At 39.3% G+C, this 23,460-nt stretch carries 20 protein-coding genes and 5 pseudogenes; 20 read left to right on the top strand and 5 right to left on the bottom strand.

Translation table 11 applies throughout. The annotated features are described in order from the left end of the window. Positions 1-124 precede the first annotated feature (124 nt). On the bottom strand, positions 125-592 hold the full coding sequence (locus UB51_RS19235) for a DinB family protein (RefSeq protein ID WP_044878675.1): 468 nt from the start codon (positions 590-592) through the stop codon (positions 125-127). Positions 593-734: 142 nt separating this feature from the next. Between UB51_RS19235 and UB51_RS28015 the strand changes: the two are divergent. The 5 genes and pseudogenes from UB51_RS28015 to UB51_RS29120 all read left to right on the top strand — a co-directional run. Continuing rightward, a pseudogene (locus tag UB51_RS28015) lies at positions 735-1,249 on the top strand (nucleotidyltransferase domain-containing protein); the annotation flags it as partial. Between the two features lie 241 nt (positions 1,250-1,490). Next, a pseudogene (locus tag UB51_RS29815) lies at positions 1,491-1,747 on the top strand (DUF4111 domain-containing protein); the annotation flags it as partial. A gap of 268 nt (positions 1,748-2,015) precedes the next feature. Next, positions 2,016-2,372, top strand: a complete 357-nt coding sequence (locus tag UB51_RS19220) for a hypothetical protein (protein WP_052676013.1) — start codon at positions 2,016-2,018, stop codon at positions 2,370-2,372. A 374-nt stretch (positions 2,373-2,746) separates the two neighbouring features. After that, positions 2,747-2,953 carry a helix-turn-helix domain-containing protein gene (locus UB51_RS29810; protein ID WP_445322337.1) on the top strand — a complete coding sequence of 69 codons (207 nt, stop codon included), beginning with the start codon at positions 2,747-2,749 and terminating at the stop codon, positions 2,951-2,953. Beyond that, positions 2,893-3,045, top strand: coding sequence for a hypothetical protein (locus tag UB51_RS29120; RefSeq protein ID WP_234405694.1), 153 nt, complete (start codon positions 2,893-2,895; stop codon positions 3,043-3,045). The genes UB51_RS29810 and UB51_RS29120 overlap by 61 nt, the downstream gene beginning before the upstream one ends. Before the next feature lie 501 nt (positions 3,046-3,546). On the opposite strand, the gene UB51_RS19215 is transcribed toward UB51_RS29120, so the two are convergent. Together UB51_RS19215 and UB51_RS19210 are read right to left on the bottom strand one after the other, a co-directional pair. Next, on the bottom strand, positions 3,547-4,572 hold the full coding sequence (locus tag UB51_RS19215) for a sensor histidine kinase (RefSeq protein ID WP_044878672.1): 1,026 nt from the start codon (positions 4,570-4,572) through the stop codon (positions 3,547-3,549). Further along, positions 4,569-5,240, bottom strand: a complete 672-nt coding sequence (locus tag UB51_RS19210) for a response regulator transcription factor (RefSeq protein WP_044878671.1) — start codon at positions 5,238-5,240, stop codon at positions 4,569-4,571. Before UB51_RS19210 ends, UB51_RS19215 begins: the two co-directional genes overlap by 4 nt. A 123-nt stretch (positions 5,241-5,363) precedes the next feature. On the opposite strand from UB51_RS19210, the gene UB51_RS19205 reads away from it, so the two are divergent. From UB51_RS19205 to UB51_RS19160, 11 genes and pseudogenes are all read left to right on the top strand, one after another. Beyond that, complete coding sequence (locus UB51_RS19205) at positions 5,364-6,131, top strand: ABC transporter ATP-binding protein (RefSeq protein ID WP_044878670.1); 768 nt, start codon at positions 5,364-5,366, stop codon at positions 6,129-6,131. Continuing rightward, complete coding sequence (locus UB51_RS19200; RefSeq protein ID WP_044878669.1) at positions 6,118-8,043, top strand: FtsX-like permease family protein; 1,926 nt, start codon at positions 6,118-6,120, stop codon at positions 8,041-8,043. Before UB51_RS19205 ends, UB51_RS19200 begins: the two co-directional genes overlap by 14 nt. Before the next feature lie 431 nt (positions 8,044-8,474). Beyond that, entirely contained in the window at positions 8,475-9,530 is a 1,056-nt protein-coding gene (locus UB51_RS19195) for a DUF418 domain-containing protein (protein WP_044878668.1), read from the top strand. A gap of 19 nt (positions 9,531-9,549) precedes the next feature. Then, positions 9,550-9,642: pseudogene (locus UB51_RS28010) on the top strand (bacitracin ABC transporter ATP-binding protein); the annotation flags it as partial. Beyond that, positions 9,641-9,946 (top strand): annotated as a pseudogene (locus UB51_RS19190) (ABC transporter permease); the annotation flags it as partial. The pseudogenes UB51_RS28010 and UB51_RS19190, both read left to right, overlap by 2 nt. 213 nt (positions 9,947-10,159) lie before the next feature. After that, positions 10,160-10,531 (top strand): YxeA family protein, encoded by a 372-nt coding sequence (locus UB51_RS19185; RefSeq protein WP_044878666.1) that lies wholly within the window; start codon positions 10,160-10,162, stop codon positions 10,529-10,531. A 464-nt stretch (positions 10,532-10,995) separates the two neighbouring features. Continuing rightward, positions 10,996-11,505, top strand: coding sequence for a DNA methyltransferase (locus tag UB51_RS27340; RefSeq protein ID WP_234405475.1), 510 nt, complete (start codon positions 10,996-10,998; stop codon positions 11,503-11,505). Next, positions 11,489-12,151: an aminotransferase class I/II-fold pyridoxal phosphate-dependent enzyme gene (locus UB51_RS19175; RefSeq protein ID WP_044878665.1), complete on the top strand. Its 663-nt coding sequence runs from the start codon at positions 11,489-11,491 to the stop codon at positions 12,149-12,151. Before UB51_RS27340 ends, UB51_RS19175 begins: the two co-directional genes overlap by 17 nt. Before the next feature lie 71 nt (positions 12,152-12,222). Next, a complete protein-coding gene (locus UB51_RS19170; RefSeq protein WP_044878664.1) occupies positions 12,223-13,068 on the top strand; it encodes a DUF2785 domain-containing protein in 846 nt (281 codons plus the stop codon). A 59-nt stretch (positions 13,069-13,127) separates the two neighbouring features. Continuing rightward, entirely contained in the window at positions 13,128-13,361 is a 234-nt protein-coding gene (locus UB51_RS19165; RefSeq protein WP_144407040.1) for a hypothetical protein, read from the top strand. Between the two features lie 511 nt (positions 13,362-13,872). Continuing rightward, positions 13,873-14,466: a hypothetical protein gene (locus tag UB51_RS19160; protein ID WP_044878662.1), complete on the top strand. Its 594-nt coding sequence runs from the start codon at positions 13,873-13,875 to the stop codon at positions 14,464-14,466. 590 nt (positions 14,467-15,056) lie between these two features. Here the strand turns inward: UB51_RS19160 and UB51_RS27335 are convergent. Further along, positions 15,057-15,224: pseudogene (locus UB51_RS27335) on the bottom strand (transposase); the annotation flags it as partial. Between the two features lie 373 nt (positions 15,225-15,597). Beyond that, positions 15,598-16,230 carry a DUF7916 family protein gene (locus UB51_RS19155; RefSeq protein ID WP_052676012.1) on the bottom strand — a complete coding sequence of 211 codons (633 nt, stop codon included), beginning with the start codon at positions 16,228-16,230 and terminating at the stop codon, positions 15,598-15,600. A 398-nt stretch (positions 16,231-16,628) separates the two neighbouring features. On the opposite strand from UB51_RS19155, the gene UB51_RS19150 reads away from it, so the two are divergent. The 4 genes from UB51_RS19150 to UB51_RS19135 all read left to right on the top strand — a co-directional run bounded on the left by UB51_RS19150 (position 16,629) and on the right by UB51_RS19135 (position 23,338). Beyond that, positions 16,629-16,877: a hypothetical protein gene (locus UB51_RS19150; protein WP_044878661.1), complete on the top strand. Its 249-nt coding sequence runs from the start codon at positions 16,629-16,631 to the stop codon at positions 16,875-16,877. A 98-nt stretch (positions 16,878-16,975) separates the two neighbouring features. Further along, positions 16,976-19,414 (top strand): GH39 family glycosyl hydrolase, encoded by a 2,439-nt coding sequence (locus UB51_RS19145; RefSeq protein WP_234405474.1) that lies wholly within the window; start codon positions 16,976-16,978, stop codon positions 19,412-19,414. 215 nt (positions 19,415-19,629) lie between these two features. Continuing rightward, a complete protein-coding gene (locus tag UB51_RS19140) occupies positions 19,630-20,865 on the top strand; it encodes a PTS sugar transporter subunit IIC (protein WP_044878659.1) in 1,236 nt (411 codons plus the stop codon). Positions 20,866-21,076: 211 nt separating this feature from the next. Next, positions 21,077-23,338, top strand: a complete 2,262-nt coding sequence (locus UB51_RS19135) for a beta-glucosidase family protein (protein WP_044878658.1) — start codon at positions 21,077-21,079, stop codon at positions 23,336-23,338. Positions 23,339-23,460: the final 122 nt, after the last annotated feature.

Below are 23,460 nucleotides of genomic sequence, written 5' to 3'. Positions count from 1 at the left end.
GGTGTTTCGTGGACTTTTTATTGGCCGGCTCGAGTCCAGTGCAATACCGAACTCAAAACAATCAATCAGCCGCATAATAAAAACTCTAACTTTAAGTAATACTACCCAGGAGGGCATCTTTTCGTTATTGCATTTCTTTTGTTGGGCCCATCACAGGTGGTACTGGTAAGCCTGCTTGACGTAATAGCACCATCATTTGGCCGCGGTGATGTGTTTGGTGGTCAATTAAGAAACGTAATAATGCACCTTTTGTTGCAACACTCGCAATGCCTGTTTCTGTTAGCAAGTCCACATCTGATAACTTAGCTACCTCTTCCTTGACCGCCTCTGCTGCTTTTTCGTAAGCTGCTATAATTTCTCTTGCTGTCGCTGGAACTGGTTCATCTTGACCAATCATTGGTACAGTTAAACCTGCTAAATGACTAAAATAACCTGTTGTTTCTACTAAATGCCAGCTTAACCAACCAAGTGTACTATGCCCTTCCAAAATACTTTGTCCTAATTTGTCATCTGTTACGGCTTGTAATACTTGCAATGTCCCTTCCACAGCCACTGCCCATTCCTTTAAAAAATCATCCACTTGTCGATACATCCAAACTCCTCCTCTATCATTCACTTCTATTTTATTATACAAAATAGAAAGGAAAAATACAAACGTATGTTCTTGTTAAAAGTGTGTGCAAAAAACATCTGTAACCGCTAAACTTGAGAATACAAACAAATAGGTTAGTGAGATGAGCGATTTGAGTAACGAAAAAATACCAAAAAACAAGCGATGTAAGCATTAAAAATCGTAGAGGAGTTGCTTGGAAGTTCGATAGTCGGGGTATATCTATTTGGTTCTGCAGTAAATGGTGGCTTACACATTGATAGTGATGTAGATGTCCTAGTGATCGCGAATCATAGTTTACCTGAAGTAACTCGAAAAAAACTAACAGATAGACTAATGCTTATATCTGGAAAGATAGGAAAAGCAGATTCTGTGAGACCACTTGAAGTCACGATTATAAACCATAGCGATATTGTACCTTGGCGATAACTACCAAGAAATAAATTTACCTATGGTGAGTGGCTCAGGAGTGATTTTGAGAAAGGACAAATCTAGGAACCAACCTATGACCCTGATTTAGCTATTGTTTTAGCACAAGCGAGAAAGAATAGCATTTCTCTATTTGGTCCTGATGCTTCAGATATTCTTGACCCCAGAGTGATTAAGGAGTCTTTACCTGTACGAGTGCGTGGATTGAAATCGCTATGTATTTGATGGTTTTAAGTCTGTTCATTTGTCGCACTCTGTACGAGTGCGTGGATTGAAATCCCAATTTTGAGAATAGTATAGTAGCGCTAAGGTGTCGCACTCTGTACGAGTGCGTGGATTGAAATCGAGGACTCCTGCAGCTCTTCCGATCTCAGCTTGTCGCACTCTGTACGAGTGCGTGGATTGAAATATCCGGACCTACAGGATCGGTTCATCGGTCGCTGAGTCGCACTCTGGGTTGATTGAGGGTATCAAAGGTGATGAGCGTAATGTGATTTTAACCTTGGCTCGAATGTGGCAAACAGTGTCTATCGATGAAATTTCTCTAAAAGATGTGGCTGCAGAATGGGCTTTATCTCGTCTGTCCAAAGAATATTCGACATTACTCAACTTAGCCAGAAAAGCATATCGATAAGTGGGAAGGACTGGATACCGAAGTCACTCGTTAATCATATGAAAAACTCTATAGAATCTTATCTTATCACTTAACTGAAATTTTATTCCTTTTAAGAGCGCGTTTGTTGAAGATCAACAGTAGAAAATAATCAAACTTTTTTATAAAAATTATACAATACTTTACAAAGAAAGAATCCATTTTGATCAATCATTTTTTCAAAACGGATTCTTTTTATTTGTCATAAAATATGGGCTTGGGAGATGCTTTTACTCAAACTTTATTCAAAACCTACAGTTAAGGCAGCTTAGGAGAAAAACACTTCGCTCTCATGTCCAGGTTAAGTGGGGAGAATTAAATGTATTGAATATAGAGCAGTTGCGCACGGCTCTTGATAATATTAACGAGCATAAAGAAAAATTTTGGAATGATGAAATCCCAAGCATGATTAAAGGTTATTTTGAGGACATGGACACATTATTTAGAAAAATGTACGTTAAGATGAAGCCTGGCGGCCGGGTTTATTTTAACGTGGCTAACTCTGCCTACTATGGTGTAGAGATAAAAACTGATCAGATTGTGGCTGAAATTGCTCAGAATAATGGATTTAGAGTATTGGAAATTAGGAAAGCCAGGAAGATCAAACCTAGTGTACAACAAAAAGAACAGATACCGTATCTACTAGAAGTTGTAATAGTACTAATCAAGGAAGCTCTTTAAGGGCTTCTTTTACTTTAAGTGCACACGTATTTTTACCACCTTCAGTTCACAATGGTTTTCCTCTATTATACTAGGATTCCAGAAATAGATTTTTATCAAAAATATAAAGTAATACTTCGTATATTTCACGAAAAAATGTTTGTCTTGAGAAATTAGTCTACAACTTTATTTTTTTGTTTTTAAAACATGATATTTGATACCTTTGATGCTTAGTCTAAAACTTATTTCTACATTAAAGTTGTGAAGCGACAGCTGTTCGGTACAAAACTGTGGAACTATTCAATGCAATAGTTTCTACGCTAAATTAATGACTCCCTAATCAGTCCTGATGATGTAATGTATCATCATCGGGACTTTTTTAATATGAATCGGCGGTGATTTCAGTGGTTTCTCTTGGAGATAGGATAAGGTCAATACGTAAAAACAAAATGCTTAACCAAACTGAGTTTTCTTTAATGATTGGTATTTCCCAAGGAACATTAAGTGAGTTAGAGAGAGCTGGCTTCTGCTTGGAGATGAAGTGTCTACTGATATTAAAGCATTTAAAGTATTCGTTGGTGAAAGTAAATCCACTTTACTAGCTCTTTTCAGAGAATTAGAAAAAGAGGATAAAAATGAAATAATAGAATACATTAAACTAAATATTTCAAGGTATCCAAGTAGTAAAAATTGAAACAATATTAGAAGTTCTTTGGTCAAGACCCGATTTAGTGACATGCTTCCTGTACTCAACACGAGTGAGCTTTTTTTAATTTTCGTTGAGCTCTATCTCCATTATAAAAATGTATGTATTACCCAATTCCTCGTTGTGCCTCATAGATAATTCGTATAATGGGTAGAGTGCTTCTACTTTAATATGAGAAAAGAAGCTCTTGTAATAACAATTACCTTGCGTGACATGCAACCTGTGCAGTGTATCGTGGTATGCCTCATGACACGTATCTGGCTTCCTTGATCGCTGTGAAGATCAATTCAGTCACGTCTAGTTCCAGGTGGTTCGCAATCTTAAGGGAACTTCAGTCCTTTTTTATATGTAGGCGAGTCGCTTGAATCTTGAGCGATTCTGGATAACGTTTAAACATCTGATCTTTCTGTCTGGAATAAAAATGGACCCCTAGATATTCATGTGATTAGACTAAGGGGTGCACTTCATCCTAAGGAATAAGCTCTTTTCTTATGTTTTAGCAATCGTATGATATTGATTTGTTTTTGGAAAATGTAATGTAACTTTCGTATATCCATTTTCTTTTGATTCAATAGAAATGTCATGTCCTAATTTATGAGAAAGACGTTTTGCTAAATATAAACCTAATCCAGTCGATTTGGTATGTAGTCGACCATTAAATCCTGTGAATCCACGTTCAAATACACGACCCATATCCTCAGCTTTAATACCAACGCCGTTATCTAGAATAATTAGGCGCTTTTCGTTGTCATCTTCTTCTCCAATAAACTTAATTTGCCCATGTTCATCTGTATATTTCAATGAATTTGCTACGAGTTGATCGACGATAAAAGAAAGCCACTTTGCATCGCTTTCCACTAGAACATGTAAATTTGTTCGTTCAAACTGTATACGCTTTGCAATAAACGTCCTGGTGTATTTTCTCATACTAGCTCCAGTAACAGTTTCTAAAGAAATTTCTTGAATGAAATAATCTTTTGAAAAAGAATCAAGACGTGAGTAATATAATGCTTGCTCTACAAAGTGATCAATTCTCTCTAGTTCATCTTCTAATTTACCAATAAGAATGTCAGCTGGTTTATCACTACGCATTAATAATTGGCTAGTTGCAATCGGTGTTTTAACTTCATGAATCCATGACATAATAAAGTCATGATATTCTTTCTTTTCTTCATGTAAAATGTACATTTGCTCTTGTTGCTCTAAGTAGAGTTTCTTTAATATCTCTGTATATAATTCTTGTTCATACGTATGCGGATTCGGTATTGCAATGACAGTATCATGCTCTAACTGAAGAGCGATATTAAGCTCTTGATAAAACCTTATATGATATAAATAGCCTATTATAAGATAAATGAGAATAAAAATGGCACTAACAACATTGATGTACAAGAGATTCATCTTTGTACCGCTTATTTCATCACTCAAATAGATCATTGTAGAGATAAAGAACATAATCAAGAAGTAAAGGAGTAAAAAATTACGACGTTCTTTTATGTAACGAAAGATACTCATGAAATAATATAACCTAGTCCTTTCTTCGTATGAATAAATTCTTCTTTCCCAAGTTCGGCAAGCTTTTTACGTACGCGTGCAACATTAACTGTTAATGTATTATCATCAACAAAACTCTCATTTTCCCAAAGGCTGCGCATAATTTTGTCACGGCTTACAATTGATCCTCTATTTTGCATTAAAAGCAGTAGAATTTTAAATTCATTTTTTGTTAGTTCTAATATTTGATTATGGTACGTGACTACACCATCTTGTAAATTTAACACAACTTCTTCATGTTCAATAACATTTGCTTCCGTTTGTGTATACGAATATGTTCGTCGCATAAGTGCCTGAATCTTAGCAACTAACACATCAGGATAGAAGGGTTTTTGTACAAAATCATCTCCTCCCATATTCATTGCCATTACAATATCCATTGGATTGTCACGAGAAGATAAGAAAATAATTGGTACTTTAGAGATTTCTCGAATTTTTCTACACCAATAAAATCCATCAAAAAAAGGAAGATTAATATCAAGTAAAACAAGTTGTGGAGTTTGCGCTAGAAAATCATTTAAAATATGCTCAAAGTCTGTCGTTGACCACACCTCAAATCCCCACTTCTGTAATTCGTCAGCTACTGTTTCTCGGATTGTTGGTTGATCTTCGACTAATAAAACTTTCATATTGGGTTTGCCTCCTATCAAGACTTTCACCTTACAAGATTTATACGTTGTAAGGTTGTCCTATGGTTCAGGTTATAAAAGTATCATACAATAGGCTTATCATACAACAGAGGAGATGCTACATTGAAACCAGTACTACAAGCAAAGCATATAAAAAAAGTATATGGTCATAGAGGTAGCAAATTTACTGCTCTTCATGATATTGATATCACAATTTTTGAAGGTGAATTTGTTGGCATTATGGGTCCATCTGGTTCTGGAAAATCCACATTATTAAATATATTATCCACAATTGATAAACCAACAGCAGGAGAAATTATCATTGATGGAGCAAACATTAGAAAAATGAAAGAAGAACAGCTTACTGCATTTCGTCGTGATACGTTAGGCTTTATTTATCAAGATAACAAGTTGCTTGATACATTAACTGTTAAAGAGAATATCTTCTTACCTCTTGCTTTAAAAAACACTCCTGCGCAAGAGATTGACCAGCAAGTAGATGAAATTGCAAAAATATTTGGCATTCAAGCGTTGTTAAATCAATATCCATATCAGATTTCCGGGGGGCAAAAGCAGCGTACAGCCGCATCCCGAGCAATTATCGGGAAACCAAAATTAATTATGGCTGATGAGCCTACAGGTGCGCTTGATTCTAAATCAGCAGCTGACTTGCTAAATATCTTACAAACGTTAAATGAAAAAAATCAGTCTACTATTATGATGGTTACTCATGATGCTTTTGCGGCAAGTTATTGTGGGCGTGTTCTCTTTATTAAAGATGGAGAAGTATTCGCAGAACTTGTAAAGGGTGAGATGTCACGGAAAGTTTTTTTTCAAAAACTACTATATATTCTTTCTGCCCTTGGAGGTGGCGTGAATGACACTATTTAGTATTACTAAGAAAAACATGCAAAGTAACTTTAAAAGTTATGTACTATACTTTGCTTCCATGATATTTAGTATTGTCATCTATTTTACATTTGAATCTTTGCACTATAACGACTACCTTGTAAAACAAATAGGTGCTTCTAAACAAATTTCAGATGTGTTCACAGCTTCATCTGTTATTCTCATGATTTTTGTAGGGATATTCATTTGGTATTCAAACGCATTTTTCACAAAAAAACGAAAAAAAGAGATTGCATTATATTCTTTACTTGGTGTTCCAAAACGAAAAATTGGCGCAATGTTATTTTATGAGAATTTTGTTCTGGGGATTATTGCACTTGTTATAGGAATAGGGATTGGAGCTTTATTGTCAAAAGTATTTTCGATGTTGCTTTTAAGAGTAATGCAACTGCCAACTGCGATTTCATTTTCTGTTTCTATAGAAGCAGTACTCCACACCATCCTTGTATTTGCGGTTATTATTTTGATAACCTCTTCTCATGGATACAGCATAATCTATAAATTTAAATTAATTGAATTACTTCAAGCAGAAAAACAAGGTGAGCATATCCCAAGAGGATCTATATTTACTGCTTTATTAGGAATTATTTTATTAACTTCTTCCTATTGGGTTGCACTTCAACCTATTTTTTCTTCTATATGGGTGAGTCATAAAATTCGTAATATGTGTATTGTTTTAGGTGGTTCCATTATCGGTACATATTTGATATTTCGTTCTTTCACCGTTTTCTTATTAATTGGCTTACAGAAGAATAAAAAGTACTATTATCGTGGAATTAATGTAGTAGGTTTATCTCAACTGTTATCACGTATTCAAACAAATGCGAAAATATTAACAGCCATTACGTTATTAAGCGCGGTCACATTGTGCGGTATTGGAGCGTCATATAGTATTTATTATAAAAATAAAACAATGATTGATAAAATAGAACCGTTTAGCTTTATGTATGTAACAACAGGAACGCAAGTGGATCAACAAATTGAAATTGCGATTAAACAGTCAAAACATACAATTGAAGATAAAATTACTATTCCCTTAGTGAAAATAAAAGCAGATTTACACGTAAGTGGTATGATGCCAACCGATTTTACGGAGAATCGACAATATTTGAACCTATTAGCAGAGAGTACCTTCGTTACACTATCCGGTATAACTAAGAAAGATGTAAAAGTCTCTCTTCAAGGTACTGAAGCAATTGCCCTTGATTCAAATAAGAGTAATACACTCAAAACAGAATACATGAATGGAAAAGTGAAACTCCACCTTCCAAACAACAATTACACATTGCAATTTGTTGGAAAAATACAGGATAACGTTATAAATGGTTCACTACATGAATTCACGATAGTCGTTTCAGACGAATTTTTTTCTACCGTAATAAAAAAGCAAGAACCCTATACACTACAAGCATATAAGGTTATAGATGACAAAAATACGAAGGAGTTAACAAAATCACTTCAAAGCATTGTACCAAACGAAGCTAACCTAATTACAAAATACAATGCTTATAGAGGAGGTGTGGAGGCATCAGGATTAGTAATCTTTGCAGGAGTATTTTTAGGACTTGTCTTTTTAGCTGCAACAGAAAGCATGATTTACTTTAAGCAATTAACAGAAGCAATAATAGATGAAGATAAATATATTATCTTACGTATATTAGGTGTAAGTAAGCAAGCTATTTTTAAATCGATTGTAAAACAAGTAACTTTTATTTTTATATTCCCACTTTGCATTGGGATTTTACATAGTGTTATTGCTTTAAAAGCACTATCTAACACATTAGGCATGGATATTTTTGTTCCTGTGTTAACTGCCATTGGCGCATACACATTTATCTATTTCATTTACTATTTATTCACCATAAAATCATATAACAACATCGTAAATAAATAATTGAAAGAAAGAGACAATTTCATCACTAATATTATCCCCTTTAAGTAGACAGTAAAAAGAAAGACACATACTGTTATAACTTGGAGGGGTTTTTCATGGGAAAAATATATCGTCCATGTACAGTTATTTTTAAATATAGATCCGTGCAAATGTATATATCTAATCTAGATTCATTTTAATCAGAAGAAAAATTAAAGAGGCAAAAAAACAACCTGAGTCCAGTTGAGTACCTGGCTCAGGTTGTTTTTAGGTTCCTTACAAAAATGTAAGATTCCAGTTAGACACTTCGATGTTCACTTTTTTTCTTTCTTTGTATACTAACCAATAGCTAATGAAGCAATTTACTACAGTTACAAAACTACTTCAATAACTTGTTGTCAAAACGGTTAGATACATGTACTAAAAATTTATTATGGAAAGGTATGAAACTTATGAACGTAATGAAACAAGATTCACCTCAAAAAGATCGAATCGTAGATTTAGATGTAATACGAGGATTTGCGTTAATTGGCATTTTCTTAGTGAATATCACAATGTTTTTTCAAGAAGCCGGCGTGTCTCCTACAGCATTACCTGACAACAATTGGATTCAAATATTTGCGACAGGTAAGTTTTACGCTATTTTTTCTTTATTATTTGGAGCAGGTTCAGCTCTTTTCTTAACCAGAGCAAAAGCGAAAAATCAACCTTATTCCTTATATGTACGTCGCATGATCGTACTGCTTTTAATTGGTCTATTGCACGCTAGTGTTTGGGGTGGGGATATACTGCAGTTATATGCAATTATCGGACTGGTGTTATTGCTTCTTCATAAAGTGCCTAGCAAGTGGTTGTTAACTATTTCTTTCAGTTTACATGTGCTGGGAATCATCGCTAATATACTGATTTATGATTATCTGTATGGCGGGAAAGAAAACATGCCTCTATTTCTCAATATTTTGCAACTGATTACTTCATTATTATCAGTGTTAGTCTATTTTATAGAGGGCTTTTCACTTATGAATATGGATATTCTCACAAGGTTGAAGTGCCGACCAAAACTTCATGCAGCACTCATTGCAGTGCTGAGTAGTATTGCTATCGTTGGAGTTAGCATACAATTTGCAACATCAAGCGCAAAGTTATCTTTCAGCCTACTGGCTATTTTACAGCCCTTTCTCACATTAACTTACATGTTAATACTAATTGCTATGTTAAAGAATAAGACAGGAAGCTTTTTACTAAAGCCATTTAAAAGCTACGGAAAAATGGCGATGAGTAATTATTTAGGACAAACTGTTGTAGGAATGTTTATCTTACCATTATTCATAAATACCTTTCAGCCCGCATTCCTTATGATTGGTATATGTCTCCTAACATGGATAGTCCAAATTATACTCAGCAATGTTTGGTTACAATATTTTTATTTTGGACCAATAGAGTGGATTTGGCGTTGCTTAACTTATCTTAAAATGATGCCAATTCGAAAAACTAATAGAAACAACTAATATATAGGAGGATATAGACATGCAAATACCAGTAGTAGACGTAAAAAACGTGATGAAAGTATATGGGAAAAAGGGAGAAAATCAATCATACGCTTTAAAGGACGTTTCGTTTTAAAATACTTTCGGGTGCAACAAAAGATATTTATCGTTATCAAATGTTGCATAAAATTGGTGTCCGTCATGAACTGTTAACAAAGTCCATTTATAAAGAACTATGGTTAGTATTCTTATTTCCAGCTATTGTCGGGATAGTACATGTATTTGTCGGAATGAATATATTCTCACTCATCTTAATGGACCCATATTTCCGTATTTGGATTCCAATAGCAATTTTCGCAGTCATTTACACTGCTTATTACCTTATCACAGTTCAATTGTATAAAGGGATTGTTCTTCCATCAAAAATGCGTATTTGATACCTTGATCTGATGGCAAGGTGTCATCAGATTTTTTATACTAGAAAATGTAAGGATGCTTCTTAAATAGAGGCAATCCACTTGTACTATTGATTCCTTACAGAAATGTAAGTTACCTGTTAGACACTTCGATGTTTGCACTTCAGTAATCCCTGTAAACTAACTATAGTTAGTCATTTAAATACACAAAAAAAGTTATAAAGGAGTTTGAATATGAAAAAAATACTTGCTTCATTTGCTACTTTCACACTATTTGCTAGTTTTGCGGTGGGCTGTGATGTATCTTCACCAAGCAAAATTGGAACAGATGAATACTATGTACAAATACAAGGTGAAGGTGAAATCAAAGATAAGAGTCGTTACTATACTTTGCCTACTTATGATGAAAATGGGGTAGAAAAGAAAGTAACATTTACAAGTGTTAAACCAAATAAAGAAAAACTTAAAGAAAATGCTTTTTTACGTCTTTATATCAAACAAGATGATAAAAAGAAAACAGATATTCCAGATACAGAAGTAAAATCTTATGAAGAAGTTCAAAAAGATGATTTACCTGCAAAAACAAAAGAAAAATTAGGGGGTTAATCCAGTTCTTTTTTATGTATATAAATTGTATATGATTCTGGATCGGATAAGCTGGATTCTTATTGACTGTACAATAAGGGGTTTGGAAACATAATAAAGAAGCCAAGAGCTTCTTAAAAAAGCGCTTGGTTGATGTTTAGGAACATCTATAATAACAAAGAAAACCCAAAGGATAAGATATATAGTTGGAAAATATCTTCTTTGCCACTGAATCAAATGGTTCCACACTTTCTTTTTTTCGCTTTTATCAGGTGTTGCCACAAACCCAGTAAAATCAACAAAATTAGTTCCAGACTTTTTTATCACATGACAATGATTTGTAGATTTGAAATAAAGTTGCACCGTTTTACCCTTTTAGATATGATTATCTAAAGGGGTGTTTTTATGTCCAAAAGAAAAAGAACATCTGAGATTGAACAGTGGATTAAACAAGGTCGAGGGACCGGCTTCAGGGGATGGTCACCTTGTATAAATATAGAGAACAAGTAGATTTAATTTTGACAGATCCACCGTATAATACTGGGCATTATTTCCGGTATAATTATAAGTGGGATAGCGATCCAAATGACCCAGACCTTGGGGCTTTAGTTTCTGAAGATGATGGTTCTAAACATACAAAGTGGATGAGAGCAATGATGCCACGTCTTCATATGATGTGGAAAATGCTTAAACCAACTGGTGTAATAGCCATATGTATTGATGATAATGAACTATTTCACTTAGGAATGATGATGAATGAAGTATTTGGTGAGGAAAATAGAATAGGGATTATTAATTGGCAAAAGTCTTATTCTCCTAAAAATGATAGTAAGCATGTGTCAACGGCTGCAGAGTACGTATTGGTATATGCTAAAGATAAATCTATTGCTAAGACAGGGTTATTACTACGAGAAGATTCTACTAACTCGAAGTATAAAAATCCTGATAATGACCCAGAGGGACTCTGGAGAAGTAGTGATGCGACAGTGGCATAACCCTACAGGCCAAACGCTGACAGATGCTGAAATGGAAGAGATTATACAGTTGGCGGATCAGTACGGTTTTGAAATATTGGCAGATGAACACTATCGGTTTATCCCATATGGGGATGAGGAATTAATCCCGTCCCTATATGGGAAATCCAAGCATGTTGTAGCTATGGGATCCATGATCAAATGTCTCGCATGTGTTGGACTGAGAGTAGGGTGGGTGGCCGCTGACAAGGAGTTGATCGACCAAATTCGTGATTTTAAAGATTATACTACTCATACAATTTGTTCGATTAATGATTTTATTGCGGTTAGGCTTCTGCTTCATTGGAAGAAGATCGGACTTGAGCACAAGTCATGGGTGCTAGAAAACGTATCAGAATTCCGAAAGCTAGTCAACGCGCATAATACGGTACTTGACTGGGTTGAACCAGAAGGCGGAATCGTTGCCTTCCCATTTTTGAAAGATAAAACACTTAGTAGCCAACATTTTGCAGAGAAATTGATTGCGAGTACGGAAGTATCTGTTCTTCCTGGTGAAGTGTTTGAGCGTCCTGGACATTTCAGGGTTGGATTTGGGCTTCACCCCGACAAATTCCGCGGTGCAATGAAATTGATGTCTGAATTTATTGCATCCAAGGGATGGGAATAGGAATAAGCAGAATTTCCGCTGACTCATGATCTCGGCGAGGCGAGTGAACGAATGATGAGAGGGATGGGGAAATGAGCGATACAAGGACCAAATTGATGCTGGATTTGCAAAGAATTGAGAAGGATGAGTATCAGTTACGCGAAGGTGAGCAGCATCAAGATTTCTTACCTTTGTTACTTCAATATATTGGCGATCCTCAGCCAGAATTACGGGATAACCTGATTTATCCGATGTTTTATATGTGGATTAAGGAAGAGAATAGGTTCAGTGGAGAGGAGTTGCGTAGCCTCTTAACTGTTCTGACTGATGAGAACCATTTGTTCTATAATATTGGCAGCGAGGATGATCAGTCAGTTTTTACAAGGACGTTCTCTGCCTTGCCTATCGCTTTGATTGTGCAACGCCACAGACAGAATCCATTTTTCAATCAAGCGGAAATTGAGCAATTAATGCATGTAATGCTCCGTTATTATAAAGAGGAGAAGGATCTGCGAGGTTACCTTTCAGTAGGAGGCTGGGCTCACAGCGCGTCTCACGGTGCGGATGTTTTTGTCGAGCTGGTGCAGTGCGAGGAGAGCAGCGTCGCAATGCTGCGTGAGGTTCTTGTCGCTATTTCTGGCATGCTTCATAATGGTAGACACATTTTTAGCGATGAGGATGATGAGCGGTTGGTCAACATCGTGGATACGATGATTGACAAAGAGTTACTTCCACATCAAGAAATCGCTGATTGGATTAGCGGCTTAGCGCAATGCTGCAATTTGCCGAGAAGTCGCAGTCAGGTGATTGCTCGCGTGAACAGCAAGAATTTTTTACGCAGTCTCTATTTCAGAAGGGGACAAGATAGCCGAGGGAATGAGCTTAACACTGTCATGCTTGGTACTGAGGCAAAATTGAACAGGTTTTCTATCAGTTAAAGGATTAGAGGGGCTGTCCCAAAAGCCATGGAAAATTGGCTGAGGGATTGCCCCTTTTTATGTCAAGAAAAACAAAAAGAAACCATCCTTTGGTAAAATGGAAGTACCACCCACCACGCACAAAAGGAGAGGCAAGTATTCACAAAAATTCCGGTGAGGGTTTGAACATCATTGATTACCAGACAGTAGAGATTGAACCAATTAAAAACAGCAAATTAATTTACGGTAAAACTAACTTTGCTAAGCTTGAATCGTATTTAATTAAATGGGGAAGGCCAACGAGTCTTACATAAATAGAAGATATCTCTTTAAGTTTCGGTATTATATAATAGCGGTTTCCAACATTCTTTACATGGTAATTTCTAGTGGTTTCACACTTTCTTTTTTTCGATCTTATCATGTGCCACGGCAAGCCTAGTAATATCAACAAAATTGGTTCACGACTTTTTTATCACCCGACAATGTTGTTGTCTGGTGACATAAAAGTCGTGAACCAGTAAAAAAAGTCACGAACCAGTAAAAAACTCGTGAAGCAGTAGTTGCCCCGATGATGAATACATTATCGGGGCTTTTTTGAATTTATATGGGTAATCTAGATTCAAATATTGGACGCCAATGTACTGGGAAGATAAAATATCAGGCAAAAAGTAAGTATTCGATCATGAAAATAATATAGCACTGTTAAGGAATTTGTGATATTTAAAAAAGAATAACCCAAAATCAGAATATTCAATCAACTAGTTATTTCCAACAATGGAATATATTATTGTAAAAGTAATTAATTGATTTGGAGGATGTTATAATATGAAAAAAATGTTGTTATTTCTAATCAGCTGTTTGATGATTTCCATTTCTCTAACAGGTTGTTCGAATGAATCTAATGTACAAACACCACAAGTCACAGCATCAAACAAGAGCGTAATAGATACCGTAAACATACCCAAGTATGATGATTTCACAAAATTCATGGAGGATTTTAAAAGCAATATAGTTATAGATGGTTTCTCATTAATTCCACCGATTAAAACAATTTTTTTGATAGAAAAAGATTTTACATTTAACAAGAAAGACACCATAACTCTTGGAGGTGGAAGTGGCGATTTTAATCCTACACAACAACTATTTATTTTTGAAAATAAGGATAAATCTATTCAGTTTTATGTGCGTTTCGCTTATACAGAAGTAGATATGGGAAACAACTTAGTTGCTTGGGAGATCCCTACTGGATATGACGGAGCCGATACTGAATTATTAAATAGAACTGATATGGCGACGTACACATATAGAAATCTAATCGTTACCGTTACTCAAAATGCAAAAACAAAAGCAAATAATGGCACTACGAAAAAAGCAGTAAAGTCTGTACTAAATATATTAGACAAATATTATAGTAAATAATGTTGAACACCTTATCAAAATGCCGGCTTTTTCTTTTCTCTGAACTCATCACACACAGACTTCTTCTCGAATATCTTATCCGATCTTATCTCAATGAATTACTCAGACATATCAAGGCTTCTCAGGCATTGAAGCGGGTTAAAACCAGGCATTGCTCATGCTTTTACTCAGGCTAATTCAGTCCACATCGGCCTATGTTTCCCCCAGTCATTATTCCTGCTCTTCGATACGACTTTATTTTCATTTCCCAATCCTTAACTCAGCCTGTATCATCTGTTTTCACCTGAATTTAGCGATACGACTTTATTTTGAATACATACCAGTGATGCCCAATGACATTATAGTTATGAAGTTAACATTATAGTTGTGAAGTGACAGTCATCCGATGATAAAAAAGTCTGCAATCAGCAACCAATAAAGAAATTTTGGAACCAACTCATTAGTATAAATGGAGTGTGTGTTCTACAGAACTTTGCTTGTGTACAGAGCAGCTATGTTGTGTTCTATTCGGTATTTAAAGTTGTGTACTGAGCAATAAAGATCATGCTACGTAGTGAAGACCATGATTAGTTTCTCAGGGTCTTTACTTATATCTTAAAGTGAATGGCATCTAGAAAAATAACCGCGTACACGGCTTGGAGTGGCCGGTTCTGCCACTCCTTAATGAGAGGAACAATCTTGCTCGTGACGTTTGAAATGAAGGTTGGAGAGACCTCAATGCCATACAGATTGTTCAGGTTGTCTTGAATCTCACGCGTAAACCATGTAAGACTCAATTGGTACCCAACGGATTGCTTATTAACGCCTTAAATTGCTTATTGGATCATGATATTGGATTTAAGGTGGTATATAGCAAAAAAACTACAAATATCAGCGGATACCTATTGTTGCACCGTAGTCGATAATGTATAGGGCAAGGTGCCCAATGAACAAGGTATCCTGGATGGTCTCACTCTTTTCACTAAACGTAAAAAGGTCCTGCTAGCTAAATCTAGCAGGACCTTTTCTATATAATAATAGGGGATGCCTTTATATTATGCGATCAACCTTAAAGGGAGACTATAGTGAGGTTAGTATTAACTAAAAACTCACAAGTCCTAGCGTTTGCGCCGTTTTTTAAAATATTGCAACTTACCTATTGATGGATCTGGCCATTCTAATATAAGTATGCCTTTTCCCTCTAATAGCAATACTATAATCCATAATATTCTCAGGATTAGCCGTTTTATAACCTGCATCGCCAATGTGATGCATATCTGTACCAGTCATCTTGCACATGAGGGCGATTTGTTTTATCGTGTCAGAGTCAGCATCTTCTTGAGAGGTGCCTATAGCGGTCAGGGTTAAAGCTCCAAGACTATGTGCATATGTAACTAACTCTTTAATGTATTCCATTGTAATACCTGGAACTGTTCCTGGTGCAGGCATTAATATAATGTTGGCGCCTGCTTCAACAAATTCCTTGATATCAGCTTTCGTGATAATATTTTCACCCGCTTCCTTGAGTGATCCAGATGCATGCATTTTTCCAGCCACTAGAATTATTTTATCTCCCAAAATCGCATTTATCCCTTTCAAGGAACTTGTAATAGCCTTATTAGAAACTCCCGTGCCTGGATTACCCGTTAAAATAATCATATCTGCACCTAGCTCATAAGCAGTCTTAGCCGTATCCGTAGTAGCAAGCCTACCCTGTGATATCGCTGTGAATCCACCGATAATCTCTTGTTCATGATCTACCGGCTCTAAATTAACCCCTATCAACCTTCAAGTCAATCTTTTAATCTCTTTAATTACATTTGGTTTCTCAACATTTGGGATTCCATAGCTTATCTCCTCGCAACGCTTCATCAATCTTCATGAGCTGTTGCATTTTTCCTGCTAGGTCCTTCTACGATTTCCCACTGTTGAGGATGATGGTGAAGTGAGCAAAAGAACGCCAGAAGGCAATGAAAAGATAACGCACACTGGGAGGCTACTGCAGATCAGCAAAGCAAGATTACAGAACTGCAGAAGAGTGGGAAATATGCTGGGGCTTGATCATGCATCGGTTGGTATTGTGAGTTCTAAAAGTGATGCTGTGCCGATAGATGCGATCAGTTTGAATATTTGTTCAGCTATGATACCTCTACGGATAAGTTTTCTTCGAATGAAGCTAAAAAATGGGGAGAGCGGCCACCAAGGAAGCGCTGAAGCCCGACAAAGATAAAAGTTGTGAAGCGATTGAATGGCTGAAAAAGTATTATCCTGAAAGCTATGTCTTGCTGAACCATCTGTCCAGACACAATGGCAGCAACAGCGGTGTAGTCACGATTGAAGACCTGCGTAAGTTGAATGATATGGTCCCTGACATTGTTCATTTAACTTTGTACTTCAAGTATGAAATTATTCTTTCGTCGTTTATTTTGTAGTAAGCTAAGGGAACTATATTGTAAAAAAGGAGTCCTTGCCGATGAGTTATCTGTACGAGTTTATCGACTATCAAGAGGATCTGCCGATCAGGCTATTCGTGAACAGCGTCGCGTATGTACCTTTTCATTGGCATAAGGAAATTGAGATTATCTATATTCTGCAGGGTGCGGTTACGATTCATCTGGACCAGCGGAATTTTACACTGAGTCAGGACGATGTCATCGTCGTGAACAGCATGTCGATTCATCAGATTGAACGCACGAATCAGGACAATGTCCTGCTCACGTTGCAATTTAGCCCGGAGCTACTGGACGAGCATTTGGTCGTGTCCTGCAATTCGTTGCATCAGACGCCAGAGAACCGGGATATTTATGATCGGATTCGTCGCTATCTGGCACAGATGGCCTGGGAAGCGAGCAAGAAGGCACAGGGCAGCCGGAATTATTCTATGGGTCTTCTGTACATGCTGGCGGGTCATCTTATGCGGTACTTCTCCATGCGGATGACGGAAGAGAGCCGCAGGGATGTTAAGGATTATGATTATCAGCGGCTGAACCGCGTACTGCAATATATCGATCGTCACTATAGCCAGAAAATCACGCTGCAGTCCACCGCTGACCAGGAGCATTTGAGTCTACATTATTTTTCTCATTTTTTCAGCGACAAAATCGGCATTCCGTTCCAGAAATATCTGACCTCTGTCCGATTGGAGAAGGCGGTTAACGCATTGATGAACACCAATCACAGCGTGACTCAGATCGCGCTCGATTGCGGCTTCGCAAACGTCAAGCTGTTTAATAAATATTTCAAAGAAAAATATGACTCTACTCCCGGAGTCTTCCGCGAGGCCGTTACGACGGCAAAGTCTGTGGACCCTGCCCGCAAACCGCTTACCTATGAGGAATCGCCAAGTGCCGATTACTATGAGGTCGATACGATTCAAGCGATGGAATCGCTCTATCGGTATTTGGAGACAACCCAAGAATCGACTGCTATATCATCTGCGGCAAACGTTATTTATGATCAAGTAGAAATCCATATCGATGAGAAGGTAGCAGGTACTTCTTATGCGAAGCACTGGAACTGGCTTACTACGGCTGGAAGAGCCGTTGAAGGACTGCGTGCCGATTGGCAGGTACAATTCCTGGAGCTTCAGAGCAAACTCGGGTTCTCGCATATTCGCTTTCACGGTATTTTTAATGATGAGATGATGGTGTATTCGGAGACGGAGGACGGTGAGCCCATCTACAACTGGGCTTATGTAGACAAGTTATACGATTTCCTGCTTCAGGCAGGTATTCGCCCGTTCGTTGCGCTAAGCTTCATGCCTTCGGCGCTGGCCCGTTCGAAGGAGACTATTTTTTGGTGGAGAGGACATATTGCCCCTCCGCAAGACCAGAATAAGTGGAATGCGCTTGTCCGGGAATTCGTGCGTCACTGCTTGAACCGCTATGGTATAGAGGAAGTATCGATGTGGTACTTCGAAGTATGGAATGAGCCTGATCTCTCCGGGGTATGCTGGGCGGGAACGAAGCAGGAATATTTCGAATTTTATGCTGAGACAGTAGCCGTCATTAAGTCGATTTCTTCCAGGTTCCGCGTAGGCGGTCCTGCCATGGGCTATGGCTCGCTCTGGAACGATAATTGGGCCGAGGAATTCATTGACTTTTGCAGTGGCAGGCAAGCACCGATTGACTTTTTCTCGTTCCATGTCTATTCGGAATACCCGAACCAGAAGAAGGAGCAAGTTAAACTAACCACGCTCATGCCTGCTTCTTTCTACTTGGACAGCGTGAAGCGTCTGAGATCGAAGCTTGCGGGCGCGGACCTGCCGGAGCTTGAGCTGTATATGACGGAGTGGAACTTCTCCCTCTACGATCGCAATTTGATCCATGATACGATGTTCATGGGTACGTTTGTCGTTCATCATGCGCTGCAAACGTTAGGTGCATTAGAGTCCATTGCCTTCTGGTCATTCACCGATGTCTTTGAAGAGAGCCAAGTGCCCGCCTCGATTCTTTATGGCGGCTTTGGTCTCATCAACCGCAACGGATTGAAGAAACCAAGTTTTTACGCCTTCGAGCTGCTGGCCAAGCTGGGGGATCGTATTCTATCCCAAGATGACGGGTATATTGTGACGAGCGATAGAAATGGAAGCCTGCAAATACTGATGTATAATTACGCCCATGTCGATCAACTCTTCGCCAGCGGCGATTGGTCGGGATTGACGGAGACAAGCCGGTATACCATTTTTGAGGAAAAGGGGGACCGGTTGTACCATCTTAAGCTGGGTGAATGGGAGCAGAGTTATAAACTGACAAGCTATCGCCTGGATCGCGAACACGGATCAGTCTTCGATGAATGGATTCGCTTAGGAGCACCGACTTATCCGACGGAGGAAGAGCTGCAGTTTCTAGAGCACAGGAGTACTCCAGAAATGAAAATCGAATGGCTGTCTGCGGCAGAGCGCTTAGATCGTACCTATATCGTACCCCCGCATGGCATACTGCTGCTTATTTTACAGCCCCAATATTGATGAGTAATGAGTTTATAAGGACACCTCTTCAGATGAAGAGGTGTTTTTTGCTGTATAGCTGAGCCGTGCTTGTGACAGGTTAGTAAGTGAACAATCAACACAACAAAAAACAAACCTGCACAGGACAAGGAAGAACAAGAAAGCGTTATCAAGATTTATTTATAATTAGCATGTAAGCGGTTATTACTAAGCTTAATGAAATAGGAGGAATCATAATGCAACGTCTAATGAAGTGGATGGAAGAGAATTTCGCACCACGATTAGAAGCATTTACGAAGAACGTCTGGGTGGATTCCATTCAGGAAGCGATTATGGTTACATTGCCAATGATCTTCATTGGATCATTAATTACACTGGTATCCATTCTGAATGATTTCATCCCAGGTATGCCTGATTTGTCGCCCATCACGACGTTCAGCTTCGGATTGCTTGGAATTTTTATTGCTTTTCTGACTCCATATATCGTCTTGCAGAAGAAGGGCCACGACAAGATCAAGCTCATTGCGGGCGCAACCGGCGTATCCTTGTTCATGATGCTGCTCAAGCCTAGCTTCCATGACGACGGAACGGTTCAATTTGTCCTTGAACGATTCGGGCCTTCCGGAATGGTTACCGCGCTTTTGGTCGGTGTATTTGTAGCCGTTATTATCAATGCTTTCAACCGATTCTCTTTCTTCAAGAAAGATACGACATTGCCTGAATTTATTAAAGACTGGTTCGATTTCCTTGTTCCGATTGCTCTGATTCTAGTCATCGGCTGGATTCTGACCTACCAACTGCATTTTGACATGTTCGCTCTGATCGTAGACATCTTCAACCCGCTGCAGAAGATCAGCCAGACCCTTGTGGGCTTCGTCATGTTCAACTTCATTGGGGTTCTGCTCTATTCCTTCGGTGTCAGCCCGTGGGTCATGACTCCAATCTTCTACTCGATCTGGATCCCAGCGATTGAACAGAATGCTTCGCTCGTCGCTCAAGGATTGGAGCCAGTCAATATCAACACGTTCGAGACCTTCTTCTCCGGTTGGGTTGGGGTCGGCGGACTCGGGGCTACCTTGCCGCTGATCGTCTGGTTCTTGTTCGCCAAATCGAAAAAACTGAAATCGATCGGGAAAGCAACGATTGTACCCTCATTGTTCAATATCAATGAACCGGTTATTTATGGAGCTCCGGTCGCTTTTAACCCGATCTTGATGATCCCGATGTGGATCAATGGCATTATTACGCCGATTATTGTCTACATTGTACTTGATATGGGACTCGTAGATATTCCAAGTAAAGTATTCCAGCTCTGGTACACACCGATCGGAATCTCAACATACATCTTAACCGGATTCAAGGGCGTTGTGCTCCTGGTGGTTGTATTGCTTCTGATGTTCCTTGTCTGGTTCCCGTTCTTCAAAGTATACGATAAGCAAGAGCTTAGAAAGGAACAGCTTGCTGCAGAATAGCCTAAGTGCGAGTTCAAAAAGGTCGGTTTTCAGCACCGAGAAGGTTGGATGAAGCTAGGAATTGAGGAGCGGAGCGTACAATAGTTTGTACGTGAGCACCGGAAATCCCGGCTGAATTCAAGATTCAATGCCGAGCATACTTCCTGATTCACTTCGTGATCAAAAGCGGACTTTTTGAACTACCTCTATTATAAGGATTGGAGAGATAACTATGAAATCAACACAAGAATTACTTGCATCTATGACTTTGGAAGAAAAGGCGGCAATATGCGCCGGGCTTAATATGTGGATGACCAAAGGCTTCGATCATCACGGGATTCCAGCCATTCATATGTATGATGGAACGAACGGGATCCGTAAGACGAACAGCGACGAAGAAATGGGGGTTACAGGCAAGAATATTCCTGCAACCTGCTATCCTACGGGCTCGGCGATTGGCTCGTCCTGGAATACAGATCTGCTTCATGAACTAGGTGTTGCGCTTGGCGTTGAAGGACGTGAAATGGGCGTCGAGCTGCTCTTAGGCCCAGGAATCAATATGAAGCGTACCCCGCTTGGCGGCCGGAACTTCGAATATTATTCCGAGGACCCGTTCCTGACGGGCGAGCTTGGAGCTGCATTCGTGAACGGTTTGCAAAGTCAAGGTGTCGGTGCCTCAGTGAAGCATTTTGCTGGTAACAATCAGGAATTCGAGAAGCTCGTAACGAGCTCCGAGGTTGATGAGCGGACATTGCGTGAGATTTATCTGAGCGCCTTCGAGCGTATCGTGAAAAAAGCCAATCCATGGACCATCATGTGCTCTTATAACCTGTTGAATGGCTCCTATACAAGTGAGAATGAGCATCTGTTAAACGATATTTTGCGTGAGGAATGGGGCTATGACGGGGTAGTAATCTCTGATTGGACCGCCGTCAATGACCGGATTCGCGGCTTGGCTGCGGGGCTTGATCTGGAAATGCCAGGTCCTGCTTACTATAACACCAAAGCGATTGTCCAAGCTGTTCAAGAGGGAAAATTGGATAAATCGATCGTGGATAAAGCCGCTGCCCGCATTCTCGAGCTCGTACGTAAGACTACGGAACCGCAGGTAGAAGCTGCAGCTTCGAGCATTGACTATCATGAATTAGCACGTAAGGCAGCGGCCGAGAGTATTGTCTTATTGAAGAACGACAATCGTATTCTGCCGCTTGATCCTGCGAAAATCTCTAAAATGGCCGTGATTGGGAAATTCGCCAAACAGCCGAGAATTCAGGGAGCCGGCAGTGCGAATGTAACGCCGACCCGGGTAGATATTGCGTGGGATGAAATGAAGAGCATCGTAAGCGATAAGGTGGACATGATCTATGCCGAAGGTTATCCGCAGGATGACAGCGTCGATGAACAAATGATCCAGGAGAGCGTAGAGCTTGCGGCATCCGCAGATGTGGTTGTGCTGTTCGTCGGTCAACCGGAGTATGTTGAATCGGAAATGCATGATTTGGAGACGATCGAGCTGCCTCTGCATCAGCAGAAGCTGATCAAGGCGGTGACTGAAGTTCAATCGCATTGCATTGTCGTGACCAGCAGCGGATCGGCGCTTGCCATGCATCCTTGGGTTCAATACGTACCAGGAGTCCTTCATTCTTGGCTTACAGGGCAAGGCAGCGGACGGGCAATTGCCGATATTCTGTTCGGGCGAGTCAATCCGTCTGGTAAATTGTCGGAGACCTTCCCTGTTAAGCTGTCCGACAACCCGTCGCATATGCGGATTCGCGGCGAGAACGGCAAGCTCTATTATCGCGAGGGGCTCTTTATCGGTTACCGTTACTATGACCGCAAGGAGTTGGCGCCTCAATTCCCGTTCGGATATGGATTGTCGTATACGACTTTTGCCTATTCCGACCTGAAGGCTGTCCAGGAAGATGGAAAAATGAATGTAACTTTGACCGTGGAGAATACCGGACCAATGTCCGGTAAAGAGGTTGTGCAGCTCTATGTCCATGATGAGGAATGCAAGTGGATTCGTCCGCAGAAGGAGCTTAAGGCGTTTGCGAAGGTTGCGCTCGCACCTAGCGAGAAGCAGCAGGTTACTTTTATGCTGGAGGAACGCGATTTTGCTTACTACAACACAAAGTATAACAAATGGGTTGCTGAGACCGGATACTTCCAAATTGCTGCCGGCAGCTCTTCCAGGGACATCCGTCTGCGTGAGCGTATCTATTGCGACTTCGGTCAGGAGCCTGTCTCCTTCCACAAATTCAGTCTGGTTAATGACTGGATTAGTGAACCGAGGGCAAGAGCCATCTTCGAGAACTGCCTCGCGGAAATGAACAAGCATGTTGCCGAGCAAGTGGTATTGGATGATGTGTTTATCGGCTTCTGGGGCGATTTCCCGGTCATCAAGGTTTTTCAGATGTTCGGTCAGACTTGGCTTGTCGATCGCTCGTCGGATGATGTGATCAAAGAGATGATTGCGGAATTCGAACGGAAATAAGAATAAGGTATTTTATGGATTTGATCCTGGAACGGGTCTCATAGTGTAAGTCTCATTAGGAGCACCTCCAAGAGAATGTACCCCTATCTTTGAAGATATGCGGTCAGCTCTGGAGGTGTTTT

It is taken from the genome of Paenibacillus sp. IHBB 10380 (genome assembly GCF_000949425.1).
GTDB lineage: Bacteria > Bacillota > Bacilli > Paenibacillales > Paenibacillaceae > Paenibacillus_AQ.
This window is presented reverse-complemented; position numbering and strand designations above follow the sequence as displayed.